We start from the raw sequence: 14,232 nt of genomic DNA on the forward strand, positions 1-14,232 counted from the left end.
CTCACGGAGACACTTCATGGTCATCACGGCAGCTCACATCCAGCCGATTGTCGCGCTTATCGCTGGCGTTCTGATTTTGATCATGCCGCGGTTTCTCAATCTGGTGGTGGCGATCTATCTGATCTTCGTCGGACTGGCCGGACTCGGCGTCTTCAGGATGTTGAAGATCGGCTAAATTTCGACACGGCCGTTACCTACAGCGGTACCTCCGGGCTGCTTGCGCCACGTCCCTGAAACGTGGTGTAACGCGGCACATTTCCCTGTCGTTTCCTCTCGCGGATTGATTGAGAACCATGGCCAAAACCGCCTCGAAGTCCAAGAAAGCCCCTGCGAAGTCAAAGTTGTCCAAGGCTGCGCCCAAAGTAGCGTCGGTGGCCCGCAAGGCGCTTAAGAAGTCAGCTGCAAAACCTGCAGCTAAATCCGCGGCGAAGGCCAAAACGGCTGTGAAAGCAAAGGTTGCTCCGAAGCCTGTTGCAAAGGCTCCCGCATCGAAGAAGGCGGTTGTGGCCAAATCTTCTACAGCCAAGACTTCGGCGACCAAGGCCGTCAAGAAGGCCGCCGGCAAGCCGGTGACGGACGTCATCAAGGCTGGCAAGTGGGTTTACAATTTCGGTGGCGGCAAGGCCGAGGGCAAGGCTGGCCTGCGCGACCTGCTCGGCGGCAAGGGCGCGAACCTCGCCGAAATGGCCAATCTGGGCCTGCCGGTGCCTCCCGGCTTCACCATTCCGACCTCGGTCTGCACCTATTTCTACGCGAACGGCAAATCCTATCCGAAGGAATTGCAGTCGCAGGTGGAGAAGGCGCTCGAGGCCGTCGGCAAGATCACCGGCAAGGGCTTTGGCGACGAGAAAAATCCGCTGCTGGTTTCGGTGCGCTCCGGCGCCCGCGCCTCGATGCCGGGCATGATGGACACGGTCCTCAATCTCGGTCTCAACGACACCACGGTGGAAGCGCTGGCCGAACTGTCGGGCGACAAGCGCTTCGCCTATGACAGCTATCGCCGCTTCATCACCATGTATTCCGACGTGGTGCTCGGCTTCGAACATCATCACTTCGAGGACATTCTCGACACCTACAAGGACAACAAGGGCTACACACTCGACACCGATCTCGATGGTGACGACTGGGTCAAGCTTGTCGGCCAGTACAAGGAAGCTGTCGCGCGCGAAACGGGGAAGGACTTCCCGCAGGATCCGCATGAGCAGCTCTGGGGCGCCGTCGGCGCCGTGTTCTCATCCTGGATGAATACCCGCGCGGTGACCTATCGCCGCCTGCACGATATCCCGGAGTCGTGGGGCACCGCCGTCAGCGTGCAGGCCATGGTGTTCGGCAATATGGGCGAGACCTCGGCCACCGGCGTTGCGTTCACGCGCAACCCGTCGACCGGCGAGAGCAAGCTGTATGGCGAATTCCTGATCAACGCGCAGGGTGAAGACGTGGTGGCGGGCATCCGCACGCCGCAGGACATCACCGAAGACGCACGGATCGAGAGCGGTTCGGACAAGGCGTCGATGGAAGCGGCGATGCCGGAGGCGTTCAAGGAATTGACGCGCATCTACACCCAGCTCGAGAAGCACTACCGCGACATGCAGGACATGGAGTTCACGGTCGAGCAGGGCCGGCTCTGGATGCTGCAGACCCGCAATGGCAAGCGTACTGCCAAGGCGTCGATCCGCATCGCGGTCGAACTCGCCAATGAAGGCGTGATCTCGCAGAAGGATGCGGTATCGCGCATCGATCCGGCGTCGCTGGATCAGCTCCTGCATCCGACCATCGATCCGTCAGCCAATCGCGACGTCATCGCCACCGGCCTTCCGGCATCGCCGGGCGCCGCATCGGGCGAGATCGTGTTCTCGTCGGACGAAGCCGCCAAGCTGCAGGCCGACGGCAAGAAGGTTATTCTTGTTCGCGTCGAAACCTCGCCGGAAGACATTCACGGCATGCACGCTGCCGAAGGCATTCTTACCACCCGCGGCGGCATGACCTCGCATGCGGCGGTGGTCGCGCGCGGCATGGGCAAGCCTTGCGTCTCCGGCTGCGGCACCGTCCGCGTCGACTACGGCCGCGGCACCATGTCGATCGGCGGTCGTGTGTTCAAGGCTGGCGACGTCATCACCATCGACGGTTCGGTTGGCCATGTGCTGTCTGGCCGCATGCCGATGATCGAGCCGGAATTGTCGGGCGAGTTCGCAACGCTGATGGGCTGGGCCGACAAGGTCCGCAAGCTCAAGGTCCGCGTCAATGGCGACACGCCGGAAGATGCCCGCACCGCCATCAAGTACGGCGCGGAAGGCATCGGCCTGTGCCGCACCGAGCACATGTTCTTCGAAGAGACCCGCATTCGCACCGTGCGCGAGATGATCCTCGCCGAAGACGAGCAGGCCCGCCGCGCCGCGCTTGCCAAGCTGCTGCCGATGCAGCGTGCCGACTTCGTCGAACTGTTCGAAATCATGAAGGGCCTGCCGGTTACCATCCGTCTGCTCGATCCGCCGCTGCACGAATTCCTGCCGCACACCCAGGGTGAAGTCGAGGAAGTGGCGCGTGTCATGGGCACCGATCCGCGCAAGCTTGCGGACCGTGCGCGTGATCTCGCCGAGTTCAACCCGATGCTCGGCTTCCGCGGCGTACGCATCGCTATCGCCTATCCGGAAATCGCCGAGATGCAGGCGCGTGCGCTGTTCGAAGCCGCGATCGAAGCGGGCAAGCGCACTGGCGAACAGGTCGGCCTCGAAGTCATGGTGCCGCTGATCGTCACCAAGATGGAGTTCGATCTCATCAAGGCGCGCATCGATGCCACTGCGGTGTCGGTGATGAAGGAGACCGGCGGCAAGCTGAACTATTCGGTCGGTACCATGATCGAACTGCCGCGTGCCTGTCTGCTGGCTGGCGAGATTGCCGAGACCGCCGAGTTCTTCTCGTTCGGTACCAACGATCTCACGCAGACGACCTTCGGCATCAGCCGTGACGACGCCGCGAGCTTCCTCGGTACTTATATCGCCAAGGGCATTCTGCCCGTCGATCCGTTCATCACGGTCGACCGCAGCGGCGTCGGCGAACTCGTGAAGATTGGCGTCGCGCGTGGCCGCAAGACTCGTCCTGATATCAAGGTTGGTATCTGCGGTGAGCACGGCGGTGATCCGGCATCGGTAGCCTTCTGCCATGAGATCGGCCTCGACTACGTGTCGTGCTCACCCTATCGCGTGCCGATCGCGCGTCTCGCTGCCGCACAGGCTGCGCTCGGCAAGGAAATTTCCAGCCAGGCGTAAGTGCTTCGCTGATTTCATGATCTGAAAAATGGCCGGGGAGTTCCCCGGCCATTTTTATTGCGTGCCTCATGCCGTGTTTGTTCGTGCGTCGGAATGGAACTCGCAAACATTTTCACGCGCGCGCAAATTTCTCTTCATCATCTTTGTCAACGCGATGTTTACTACTTTTGTGGAGCCGCGGTTTACCAAGGCTTTCGAATGATTTTGCGCTGCGCTCGTACAGCTTGCGTGTGGCGTCGTTGCATCGCCGATTAACTCCGCGGCAACTTTGATTCCGTACTAACGAAATAGATCGAAATGTACGGATGTGCAGATTAGTGCCGTGCAGGGCGATGCTGGTGTAAGCGTTGCGTGAGCGTATCGATGTTAGTACTGCGTAACCGGCCGAAGGGCGCGCGTGGCGCGTTCTTCGGCTTCGGTCTCTGCGTTTTCGCATTGGCCCCGACAGAATCTGGCTATCAGGACATCGCCTCGCTGCTGGCTCGCCAGCCGGGCGTGACCGAACGCTGGCAGAAGCGCGTGTTCGCGCCCGCCGTCTCCTCCATCCAGGTTGCGACATTCTCGTTCGGCCGCCCGATGGGCACGGCCTCGCGCAATCCGACCTTGCAGCTCGCCAGCCTCGACAATTCCGGCATCGCCGCCAGCGGAGCGCTGACTGACATCACCGGTGCACTGACCCGCAATCCGCTGGCGCAGCCGCCCCGCCGCTATGAAGCTGCAGATTTTCCAAAAGTGGATCGCTCGCTGAAGGGCGATCGCCTCGCCATCCGCGCGCCGGAGACCGTGGCGCCTGATGAGCCGGCAAAGCAGGATTCATTCGACGACAACAGATCGGTGATGGGCGCGAAGACCGTCGATGCACTGCCATCCGCGCAGCATGCCCCGCTCGATCCAGAACTCGATGAAGCGCTGCGTGCCCCACCGCTTGCGCAATACGACGCATCGCAGTCCGTGCAGCCCACCGAGGACGCCAAGACCGATGCGGCGGTGATCCCCGTTGAGCCGGCGCCGGCCAAGGACGGCTTCTCGGTGAAGACCGCGAGCCTGTTTTTCGGAAGTTCGTCGCTTGGCGCATCGGTCGAGACAATGGAACGCTGGCAGCCCGGCGAAGAGCCAACCATCGTAATGCCAGGCACAGCCGTGCCAGGCATGGCCATGCCGGGCTCAAGCCTCGATCCGGACATGAAGGCTACGGCGGTGGTGCCGAATGCGGCGATCAACCCGACCGACGGCGGCGAAAGCGTTGCCGGCAAAGGCGAGGTCAACGGCGCCAATCAGCGTGCGAAGACGCCGGCCGAACGTATGGGCCTCACCGAGCAGACGCGCGGCAAGCAGGAAAAGTGTCTGACGGAAGCCATCTATTTCGAGGCCCGCGGCGAGGCGGTGCGCGGCCAGATGGCGGTGGCGCAGGTGGTGATGAACCGCGTGTTCTCCGGCTTCTATCCGACAACCGTCTGCGGCGTCGTCTATCAGAACAAGCATCGCCGCCTGGCCTGCCAGTTCACCTTCGCCTGCGACGGCATTCCGGATGTCGTGAAAGAGCCGGATATGTGGGAGCGCGCCCGCAAGATCGCGAAGGCGACGCTGGACGGCCGGATCTGGCTGCCGGAAGTCGCGAAGTCCACACATTACCATGCCTATTGGGTGCACCCGTCCTGGGTCCGCGAGATGAAGAAGATGTACAAGACCGGCGTGCATTCCTTCTATCGCCCACGTAACTGGGGCGACGGCAGCGAAGCACCAAGCTGGGGCACGGCGGCGCAGACGGCGGAAATCTCCGCCAAGCTCTCCGAAATCAAGCCGTAGCAGCCACGACTTTACCTCCGAGCCTGCCAAGAGCGATGCCATGCCCGGCATCGCTCTTTCCATTCCGGATTTCGCAAATGTTATCCCGACCCTGGGCTGTGATGACGTCTGCGCGGCCCTGCATCCCAGCAATGCATCCTCCGAAATCCCCATCAACGCCATTGGGATTTCCATGCGAATGCATTAATCTCCCGTCTAATCCGGACCGGGCCTGCGCTCTTGGGCCGGCTGAATTTTCAATCCGAATTTGATCCGGGGAAACGACATGGCGGCAATTGACGGCGCGACGCGCCCGGCATCTGGTTTTGGCTGGCGTACGCCGCTGGTGATCATCATCTGCGGATCGCTGATCGGCATGCTCACCTTCGGGCCGCGCTCCAGCGTCGGCTTCTTCATGCAGCCCTTCAGCCAGGAGTTCGGCTGGGGCCGTGACGTTTTCGCGCTCGCCTTCGCCGTGCAAAACCTGCTCTGGGGCATCGGCCAGCCTTTCGCCGGCGCCGTTGCCGACAAGTTCGGCAGCGTACGCGTGATCTGCGTCGGCGCCTTCCTCTATGCGGCTGGCTTGCTGATGATGCGCTATTCCTCGACACCGCTCGAGCTGAATATCAGCGCTGGACTGCTGATCGGTTTTGGCCTGTCGGGTTGCTCGTTCAATCTGGTGCTGTCCGCCTTCGGCAAACTGGTGCCGCCGGAATGGCGAGGCATCGCGCTCGGCGCCGGCACCGCCGCAGGCTCGTTCGGCCAGTTCATCTTTGCGCCCTTCACCGTGGCGATGATCGACAACACCGGCTGGCAGGCGACGCTCACCGTGTTCGCGGTGCTGATGTTGCTGGTGATCCCGTTGTCGCTTGCCTTGGCGACTCCGACCGCGAGTGCCGCGTCCGCCGACGCGCCGGTGGCGCAGAAGCAGTCGTTCAAGAGCGCACTCACGGAAGCCTTTGGCCATCGCTCCTATGTGCTGCTGGTACTGGGCTTCTTCACCTGTGGCTTCCAACTCGCTTTCATCACCATGCATCTGCCGGCCTATCTGGTCGATCGCGGCTTGCCAGCCGCTGTGGGCGGCTGGGTGATTGCCATCATCGGCCTGTTCAACATCATCGGCTCGCTGACGGTCGGTTATGTGCAGGGCAAGCTGCCGAAGCGCTACATCCTGTCCTTCATCTATTTCACCCGCGCGCTGGCGACGGTGGCCTTCATCATGCTGCCGCTGACCACCACCTCGGCGCTCGTCTTTGGCGCCATCAGCGGTCTTGCCTGGCTCTCCACCGTGCCACCGACATCGAGCTTGGTGTCGCTGATGTTCGGCACGCGCTGGCTGGCAACGCTGTATGGCTTTGCCTTCTTCAGCCATCAGGTCGGTGGCTTCCTTGGCGCCTGGCTGGGCGGTGTCGTGTTCGACAAGTTCGGCTCCTACACGCCGGTTTGGTGGCTGTCGGTGCTGTTCGGCGTGTTGTCGGCGCTGATCAATCTGCCGATCGTGGAAGAGCCGGTGAAGCGTCCGATTGCACAGCCGGCATGAGCCTGTTGTTGACTCGCTGATCTCCAGCGATAAAAATTGATCTTGGCCGTCCCAGTCAGGGCGGCCTTCGTTCTCAGGGCGGGGTGAAAATCCCCACCGGCGGTAATCGGGCGCAAGCTCGGGAGCCCGCGAGCGCCTGACGGGTTACACCGTCGGGGTCAGCAGATCCGGTGCGATGCCGGAGCCGACGGTCATAGTCCGGATGAAAGAGAACGGGTATGCGCAGGGAGTCCGCCTTGGCGGATGCTCGGCGTGTGACCGTACGTCCTGATTCTGGTCTCAAACCGCGAGAGCATCCATGAATCAGCCTGTGATGAACTTCAAAACTTCCACTTCCGTAAATCTTGCACCATCGACCGGGCGGATCGCCTTCATCCAGTCGTGCTGGCACAAGGATATCGTCGATCAATGCCATGTCGGTTTTGTCGCCGAACTTGCACGGCATGGTGTGCCTGACAGTCAGATCGATGTCTTCGAGGTGCCCGGCGCCTTCGAAATTCCGCTGCAGGCCAAATTGCTGGCGCGCACCGGCCGCTATGTGGCGATCGTTGCCACCGGGCTCATCGTCGATGGCGGAATCTATCGCCATGAATTCGTCTCTGACGCTGTGATCAACGGGTTGATGCGGGTGCAGCTCGACAGCGAAGTGCCGGTGATCTCGGCGGTGCTGACGCCGCAGCATTTCCACGAACATGCCGAACACGTCAGGTTCTTCCGCGAGCATTTCGTCGTGAAGGGCACCGAGGCGGCGACGGCCTGTGCAGCGACCGTCGCCAATATCGCGGCGACCCGGCAACTGGCCGCCTGATCGCCACCATCGCCGCGTTATGCCGCTATGGCCGGGCAGGGCTGCAGAGCTCCTGCCCGGCTGGCGCGGGTGGCGTTTCCCGCAACGGCGCGGCATAATTCGGCAACGGAAATCACAAGCAAAAACTCGGGAGTGGCGTGTTGGGAACGTTCAAGGCTGTCCGCATCGACAAGGCTGACAAAGGCACCACGGTTGCGCTGACGCAGTTCGACGAATCCGAATTGATGGACGGCGACGTCACCGTGCGGGTCGAATGGTCCACGGTGAATTACAAGGACGGCCTCGCCGTCACCGGCAAGGCACCGGTGGTGCGCCGCTTTCCGATGATCGCCGGCATCGATTTCGCAGGCACGGTGGAAGCCTCGTCCAATCCGAACTGGAAGCCCGGCGACAAGGTGATCGGCAATGGCTGGGGCATGGGAGAAACCCATCTTGGTGCCTATGCCGAAAAGACCCGCGTGAAGGGGGACTGGCTGGTTCGGCTGCCGGACGGCATGACCACCCGCGACGCCATGGCGGTCGGTACCGCCGGCTACACCGCAATGCTGAGCGTACTGGCACTGGAGAAGCATGGGCTGAAGCCCGCCGATGGCCCGATCGTCGTGACGGGTGCAGCCGGCGGCGTCGGTTCGGTGGCGATCGCCGTCCTGTCGAAGCTCGGTTACCAGGTCATCGCCTCGACCGGCCGGACCTCGGAGGAGGGCTATCTCAAGGGCCTCGGCGCCAGCGAGATCATCGACCGCAACGAGCTGTCCGGACCGGCCAAGCCGCTGGCCAAGGAGCGCTGGGCCGGCGGCATCGACAGCGTCGGTTCGACCACCCTGGCGAATCTCCTGTCGATGACGAAGTATCGCGGCGCCATCGCCGCCTGCGGTCTCGCGGCCGGCATGGACCTGCCATCTTCGGTTGCACCCTTCATTTTACGCGGCGTGTGTCTTCTCGGCATCGATTCTGTCATGTGCCCAATCGAGCTGCGACAGCAGGCCTGGGCGCGGCTGGCGACGGATCTGGATCACACAAAACTCGCTGAAATTACTCAGGAAATTCCGCTGGACCAAGTGATCGACGCCGGCGCCAAGGTTCTGGCCGGGCAGGTCCGCGGGCGAATCGTGGTAAAGATCGGCTAACGACGTTCAGACTTTACCAACCAACCTGCTCCATTGTTGCCACGGTTGGTATGGTAAGCAGCGGGTAAAGACATCAGGCGGTCATCCGCGCTCGGTTGTTCGGAGTATCCTATGGTTGCGCGTTATGTGTTGGGAGCGGTGCTTGCCGCCACGGTGGCGACCCCCGCGCTGGCTGGGTCGATGACGGCCGAAGAGGCCCGCAAGTTCGTCGCCGGCAAGGTCTTTGCCTTTACCTGTTTCGACGGTACCCGCGGCGCAGGCCGCGTGTTCGACGACGGCGGTGCGGCGGGCGCTGTCCAGTTTTCGGGCTCCGGTCCTGCGCGCAACATGCGCCTGCCGGGCAATACGCTGCAGGTCCGCGGCGAAGCGATTTGCGCCTCGATCAAGGGCATCCCGTTCGAGCCGTGCTTCAATCTCAACAAGAATGACGAGCGCAGCTTCCGTGGCTCGGTCTCCGGCATGGGCTTCGCTTATTGCGATTTCCGTCACCAGGGCGGCCGTGGCCAGATGCTGATGGCCCGCTCGCTGTCGGCCCCGCGCTCGCTGCGCGCGCCGTCGACGACCCGTTCGGCCGACGCCTCTGCCGGTGCCGACAATACGGTGACCCGCGTCTCGACCCCGCGCGTCGAGAGCAGCAAGATCGACGCCGTCGGATCGATCAAGTCCGAGCCGGCCAAGGAAATTGCCAAGACGCCGGAGCCGGAAAAGACCGAAGCGCTCGAGCTGCGCAAATCCACCAACTAAGCAAGCTAGGCGTGGCGACCCCAGGGTCCCCGTAGCGGCTCCTGCGCGCTGCTGGTAGGCGCAGTCTTGTCGGTCCATGGGCCGGAGCGCGGCGGCAGCGGCGACGTGTCGTCGGCCTCTCCGGGCGCGTCCGTATCGGATGGCAGTGCCATCCGGCCGGGATCGTGTCCTCCGGCGAATTTCACCAGTGCCGCGACCCGCGAATCCACCGACGGATGCGTCGCGAACAGGTCGGCAAAACCCTCGCGGGGATTGTCGATGCACATCTCCATGACGGCCGAAGTCGCGCCGGGCAGTTCGCCGCGATTCTCGATCTTGCGCAGTGCCGAGATCATGGCGTCGGGATTCTTGGTCAGCTCCACCGAACCCGCATCGGCCAGTAATTCGCGCGAGCGCGACAGTGCAAAGCGCACCACCAGCGACAGCGCCCAGGCCAGCGCGATCAGTGCCACGGCGATGATGATGACGATGATAGCGCCGCCGCCGGAGCCCTTGCTGTTGCTGTCAGACGAGGAAGACGATCGCGACGATCGGCTGCCGCCGAAGCGGAAGCCGGAATTGATGAATATCCGGAAGAACAGTTCAGCCGCAAAGCCGACCACGCCGGCGATGATGACGGCGACTACCATCAGCTGCACGTCGCCATTGCGGATATGCGTCAGCTCGTGGCCGAGCACTGCTTCCATCTCGTCATCGTTGAGCGCGCGCAGGAGGCCCGTCGTGACCGTGACGGAATATTGCCGGGGGTTGAGGCCGGTGGCGAAGGCGTTCAGCGCATCAGAGTCCATCACCTTGAGCTTCGGCATCGGAATGCCGCGCGAGATGCAGAGGTTTTCAAGTAGGTTATAGAGCCGCGGCTGCTCCTGCCGCGTCACGCTTTCGCTGCCGGTGATGCTGTCGATCATCTTTTGATGCCCGAAATAGGCGATGACGATCCACAGCACCGCGCCGATGGTGGCGAAAGGAAGCGCCTTGATCAGGTCGCGCGTTGCGGCGTTGATATAATACGCAACCGAGCCATTGCTGTTAACGGCCACCTCGCCTATCAGGGCGCCGGCGAACACCATGACGTAAATCAGCAGGAACAGCCCTGCGAGCAGCAGCATCGAACGCGTCTTGTTCGAGGCGATATGCGTATAGAGACCATAGGCGGCCATGATGCGCTGCTCGGTTCAGGCCGTGATCAGAACTTGACCTGCGGCACGGCTTCGACCTCCTTGCGGGTCTCGCCGAGGTCGAAGAACTCCTTCGAATGGAAGCCGAAGGTGCCGGCGAACAGAGCCGCGGGCATCTGCTGGATGCCGGTGTTGTATTCGGACACGGCATTGTTGAAGAACCGGCGCGACGCGGCGATCTTGTTCTCGATGTCCGAGAGCTCGGTCTGCAGCTGCTGGAAGTTCGCATTGGCCTTGAGGTCCGGATAGGCCTCGGACAATGCGATCAGCCGGCCGAGCGCGCCGGAGAGCTGGTTTTCCGCGGCGCCGACCTGCGCCGGGCCTTGTGCATTCATCGCCGAATTGCGCGCCTTGACGACGTCGTCCAGCGTGCCGCGCTCATGCGCCGCATAGCCCTTTACGGTCTCGATCAGGTTCGGGATCAGGTCGTGGCGCTGCTTGAGCTGCACGTCGATATCGGCAAAGGACTGGTTGACCCGCTGGCTCAGCGCCACCAGCCGGTTATAGGCAGCAAATGCCAGGACAATCAAGACAACGATGACGCCAAGAACGATCCAGCCGGTCGACATGTAAGAACCCCCAAAAGAAACCATCAAACCCAAAGCCTAGCCGATCATGCGGCCACAGAGCAGGGGCCGCAGGCATGTCGCGGCACGGATTGGTCGGCGCGAGGGTGGAATACGTTCAAGGGCGCTCCTCCATCGCGCCCTGTCATGTGTACCCCTCTGCTACAACTTTGAAAGGAGATGTTATCGGTCTGCACCGTTGCGATGTTGCATCAGTGGGTAGGAGACGTCAGCAGAACGCCTGCGGGTTAGCGCCGGTGCGCTATCCGTCATCCAACCGTCATCCGCAGAACCTAATGAAATCCTAACCTTTGGGCTGGGGAATGAACTGTGATGTTGGAATGGCGTAACGGCGCGAGCCGGCTTGCGATGGGCGTTGTTGTGGCGGCGCTGTTCGCGCCGATGGCAGCGGAGGCGGCATCGTTCACGGTGGCAAACGGTGCGAGCGACGCGTCCAAAACGCTAAACGGTACGGAAACTGGAACCGTGGAGGCCGGTGGCCTGCTGACCGGAGCAACCGCAATTACATGGGGTGTGACCGGCCCTCTTCCTTCACCTGCACCCGGCGTGACCATCGATAATTCTGGCACGATCACTGGTACCACGCGCGCTATCGGCACATCTGGCTCCGGAACGCCGCGTAATCTGACTCTGTGGAATCGTGCGGGTGGTACGATCACGGGCATTGGCAACGACGCTTTCCAGATCGGCAATGATATCGGAAACGGCACGGTCAACGTCTATAACTACGGCACAATCCTTTCGAACGGCGGTCAGGCGCTCGATTTTGATGCCATCTCCTCGACGACGGCGACGGTGAACATCGTCAACTATGCGACCGGCGTGATCAAGAGCACAGCCAATGACGCGATCCGTCCCGGGCAGGGCGCGGTGGTGACAAACTACGGTTTGATCTATTCGGAAGGAGTAGTCGGTGCCAGCAATGACGGCATCGACTGGCAGGGTCATTCCGGCACTGTAATCAACAAGACCGGTGGCATCATCTCTGGCCTACGCCACGGTATCACCACCGATGTCGATGTGAAAGTTACCAATGAGGTCGGAGCGACAATCATCGGCCGCAACGGATCCGGCGTGGGATCCGACGGCGCGGGCACCGTAGTGAACTATGGCCGCATCACCGGCGCTTATGATGGCAGCGGCGTTGGTGACGGCGATGGCGTCGATGTCGATAACATTGCTAGCGTAACTAATTATGGGATTATCGAGGGGACGGGCGCTGCCGGTTACAAAAATGGCCTCGCCAACGCGAGCGAAGGTCTCTCCATCGGTGGCGGAACGATTCTCAACTATGGAACGATCTCCGGTGCCGATGCTGGCATCGTCGTGAATAACGACGGCAATCTCAACCGTAGCGGCCTCGCCGCAACCACGTTGACCAACTACGGAACCATCGTTGGCCAGAAGAGCTATGCGATCCGCATGGAGAACAAGCTTGGCACCGCAGCGGACAACGATACGATTACGAACTATGGAACGATCATCGGCAACGGCGCAATCCCGAACCCGAACGCTACGGTTCTGACCGATACCGGTACGCCCGATCCTGCCAACGGTACACTGAACGGTGTGACCTATGCTGCCGGCTCCGCCCGCTTCATCCGCGGCGATGGTTCCGCGATCCAGATGGGCGAAGGCAACGACGTGCTGACCAATTACGGTACGATCATCGGCAACAATGGCCGCGCCGTGAACATGGAAGGCGGCAACGACACCGTTAACATCATGAAGGGCTCGCGCATCGTCGGTCTGGTCGATGGCGGCGTTGGTACGGATACGCTGAACTACAACAAGGCGGGCCTCACCGACGCCAAGCGCGCCGCACTGCAGGCCGGTCAGACCGTGAATATCGGCGGTACACTCTATACGTCGTTCGAGGTGATCACCGGAGCGTCGTCTTCGTTCGCGTCCTTTGCCAGCGCGGGCTCGCTGGGCGTCGCGTCGCTGTTCGACAATCTGCCGGCCAACGCCACCAGCAGTTCGGTGGTCAATCTGCTCGACAGCGTTGCCAGCTCGGCAGATGTCGGCGCGGCGCTGGCGCAGCTCACGCCCGCGGCCTATCAGGGCCTCGGCCGCATGACTATGAATGACGCGTTCCAGACAACCTCGCTGGTCGGCCAACACCTGACGCAGAACCGCCTCGGCGGCCTCGGCACCGACATGTCCGGTGTCGGCAATGCGCTGGCGATGTTCGATGGCGGCATGTTCGACAAGAATTTCAGTGCCGATCGTGCGCTGGCCGCGGTGACGGGATTCCCTGGCAGCGCGAGTTCTGCGCTGGCCGATGCCGGCTGGGGCGCTAATGCCGCCGATGCGATGGCCTATGCGCCGGTGACCAAGGCTCTGCCCGGTCTGCGTCCAGTCGCCGTCGCTGCCGAACAGGGCCTGTTCATCACGTCGGGCGCGAGCTTCGCCCGCGAAGGCGCACGCACTGACGCGCCGGGCTTCAAGTCGAACACGGTCAACGTGCTCGCCGGCTACGACCGGCGCATCACGGACAGCATCGTCGCCGGCGTGTTCGGTGGCTATGCGCTGACCCGCGGCGATATCGATAATGTCGGCAGCCACACCAAGATCTCGACCGGTACCATCGGCGGCTATGGCACCTATCAGGCGCCCGGCTGGTTCGCGACCGCCATGGGCCTCTATGGCTTCAGCGATTACGACACCACGCGCGTGGCGGTCGGCACGGCGAACACCGCGGCCTTCAGCGGCGATCACTATGCGATCCGTGGCACGGTTGGCACCGACCTGCGCGTCAGCGGCTGGGTCGTCACGCCGGAGATCGGCCTGCAATATACGCGGGTGATGACCGATGGCTTCGCAGAGCGCGGCGGCGCTGCCGCGCTGGTGGTCGGCTCGGACAGTTCGGAATCGCTGCGCTCCAGCGTCGGCGCACGCTTCGCCTATGACTACGCGCTGAATGGCGGCGTGCTGACGCCGGAATTGCGGCTGGCCTGGCTGCATGAATTCAGCGATGGCGTGCGCGGCATCAATGCGAGCTTCGCCGATACGACACTGCCGGGCTCGTTCATCACCGCGACCGGCAGCGCATTGCGCGATCGCGGCGTGATCGGTGCCGGTCTGTCCGGCAAGCTTGCGCCGCTCACGGTGCTGTCGGTGAACTATGATGCGATCGTCGGCAGCAACGACGCCGTCGCGCATCAGGTGATGGGCCGCATCCGGCATTCGTTCTGAGA

General features: G+C 62.3%; 11 protein-coding genes and 1 riboswitch. Of the genes, 9 read left to right on the plus strand and 2 right to left on the minus strand.

Annotated features, from left to right (window positions below; translation table 11 throughout):
* Nucleotides 1-16 precede the first annotated feature (16 nt).
* The 8 genes from HP556_RS23455 (at nucleotide 17) to HP556_RS23495 (ending at nucleotide 9,270) form a co-directional block, all read left to right on the plus strand.
* On the plus strand, nucleotides 17-175 hold the full coding sequence (locus HP556_RS23455) for a DUF3096 domain-containing protein (protein ID WP_089262456.1): 159 nt from the start codon (nucleotides 17-19) through the stop codon (nucleotides 173-175).
* Between the two features lie 118 nt (nucleotides 176-293).
* Nucleotides 294-3,266: a pyruvate, phosphate dikinase gene (ppdK, locus tag HP556_RS23460; protein WP_175368724.1), complete on the plus strand. Its 2,973-nt coding sequence runs from the start codon at nucleotides 294-296 to the stop codon at nucleotides 3,264-3,266.
* A 363-nt stretch (nucleotides 3,267-3,629) separates the two neighbouring features.
* Entirely contained in the window at nucleotides 3,630-5,072 is a 1,443-nt protein-coding gene (locus HP556_RS23470) for a cell wall hydrolase (RefSeq protein ID WP_175368726.1), read from the plus strand.
* A gap of 40 nt (nucleotides 5,073-5,112) precedes the next feature.
* A complete protein-coding gene (locus tag HP556_RS23475) occupies nucleotides 5,113-5,259 on the plus strand; it encodes a hypothetical protein (protein WP_175368727.1) in 147 nt (48 codons plus the stop codon).
* A gap of 78 nt (nucleotides 5,260-5,337) precedes the next feature.
* Complete coding sequence (locus HP556_RS23480) at nucleotides 5,338-6,591, plus strand: MFS transporter (RefSeq protein ID WP_089262451.1); 1,254 nt, start codon at nucleotides 5,338-5,340, stop codon at nucleotides 6,589-6,591.
* A gap of 65 nt (nucleotides 6,592-6,656) precedes the next feature.
* Nucleotides 6,657-6,809, plus strand: a riboswitch (FMN riboswitch).
* Between the two features lie 80 nt (nucleotides 6,810-6,889).
* Entirely contained in the window at nucleotides 6,890-7,399 is a 510-nt protein-coding gene (locus HP556_RS23485; protein ID WP_175368728.1) for a 6,7-dimethyl-8-ribityllumazine synthase, read from the plus strand.
* Nucleotides 7,400-7,539: 140 nt separating this feature from the next.
* Nucleotides 7,540-8,526: an acrylyl-CoA reductase (NADPH) gene (gene acuI, locus HP556_RS23490; RefSeq protein WP_175368729.1), complete on the plus strand. Its 987-nt coding sequence runs from the start codon at nucleotides 7,540-7,542 to the stop codon at nucleotides 8,524-8,526.
* Nucleotides 8,527-8,637: 111 nt separating this feature from the next.
* The gene (locus tag HP556_RS23495) at nucleotides 8,638-9,270 is read left to right on the plus strand and encodes a hypothetical protein (RefSeq protein ID WP_089262445.1); all 633 of its coding nucleotides are present in this window, start codon (nucleotides 8,638-8,640) and stop codon (nucleotides 9,268-9,270) included.
* Between the two features lie 5 nt (nucleotides 9,271-9,275).
* Here HP556_RS23495 and HP556_RS23500 read toward each other — a convergent pair whose 3' ends face one another.
* Both HP556_RS23500 and HP556_RS23505 read right to left on the minus strand, forming a co-directional pair.
* Entirely contained in the window at nucleotides 9,276-10,427 is a 1,152-nt protein-coding gene (locus HP556_RS23500) for a M48 family metallopeptidase (RefSeq protein ID WP_175368730.1), read from the minus strand.
* A 26-nt stretch (nucleotides 10,428-10,453) separates the two neighbouring features.
* Complete coding sequence (locus HP556_RS23505) at nucleotides 10,454-11,014, minus strand: LemA family protein (RefSeq protein WP_175368731.1); 561 nt, start codon at nucleotides 11,012-11,014, stop codon at nucleotides 10,454-10,456.
* A 330-nt stretch (nucleotides 11,015-11,344) separates the two neighbouring features.
* On the opposite strand from HP556_RS23505, the gene HP556_RS23510 reads away from it, so the two are divergent.
* Nucleotides 11,345-14,230 carry an autotransporter family protein gene (locus HP556_RS23510; protein ID WP_175368732.1) on the plus strand — a complete coding sequence of 962 codons (2,886 nt, stop codon included), beginning with the start codon at nucleotides 11,345-11,347 and terminating at the stop codon, nucleotides 14,228-14,230.
* The last annotated feature ends 2 nt before the right edge of the window (nucleotides 14,231-14,232 follow it).

Origin of the sequence: Tardiphaga robiniae, from assembly GCF_013359755.1 — a bacterium.
Taxonomy (GTDB): domain Bacteria; phylum Pseudomonadota; class Alphaproteobacteria; order Rhizobiales; family Xanthobacteraceae; genus Tardiphaga; species Tardiphaga robiniae.

Bases quoted from the DNA above. Each gene is read 5' to 3' on its own strand.
- ppdK (WP_175368724.1), top strand. From the start codon at position 294: ATGGCCAAAACCGCCTCGAAGTCCAAGAAAGCCCCTGCGAAGTCAAAG.
- HP556_RS23455 (WP_089262456.1), top strand. From the start codon at position 17: ATGGTCATCACGGCAGCTCACATCCAGCCGATTGTCGCGCTTATCGCT.
- HP556_RS23485 (WP_175368728.1), top strand. From the start codon at position 6,890: ATGAATCAGCCTGTGATGAACTTCAAAACTTCCACTTCCGTAAATCTT.
- HP556_RS23480 (WP_089262451.1), top strand. From the start codon at position 5,338: ATGGCGGCAATTGACGGCGCGACGCGCCCGGCATCTGGTTTTGGCTGG.
- HP556_RS23470 (WP_175368726.1), top strand. From the start codon at position 3,630: ATGTTAGTACTGCGTAACCGGCCGAAGGGCGCGCGTGGCGCGTTCTTC.
- HP556_RS23475 (WP_175368727.1), top strand. From the start codon at position 5,113: ATGCCCGGCATCGCTCTTTCCATTCCGGATTTCGCAAATGTTATCCCG.
- HP556_RS23505 (WP_175368731.1), bottom strand. From the start codon at position 11,014: ATGTCGACCGGCTGGATCGTTCTTGGCGTCATCGTTGTCTTGATTGTC.
- HP556_RS23495 (WP_089262445.1), top strand. From the start codon at position 8,638: ATGGTTGCGCGTTATGTGTTGGGAGCGGTGCTTGCCGCCACGGTGGCG.
- HP556_RS23510 (WP_175368732.1), top strand. From the start codon at position 11,345: ATGTTGGAATGGCGTAACGGCGCGAGCCGGCTTGCGATGGGCGTTGTT.
- HP556_RS23500 (WP_175368730.1), bottom strand. From the start codon at position 10,427: ATGGCCGCCTATGGTCTCTATACGCATATCGCCTCGAACAAGACGCGT.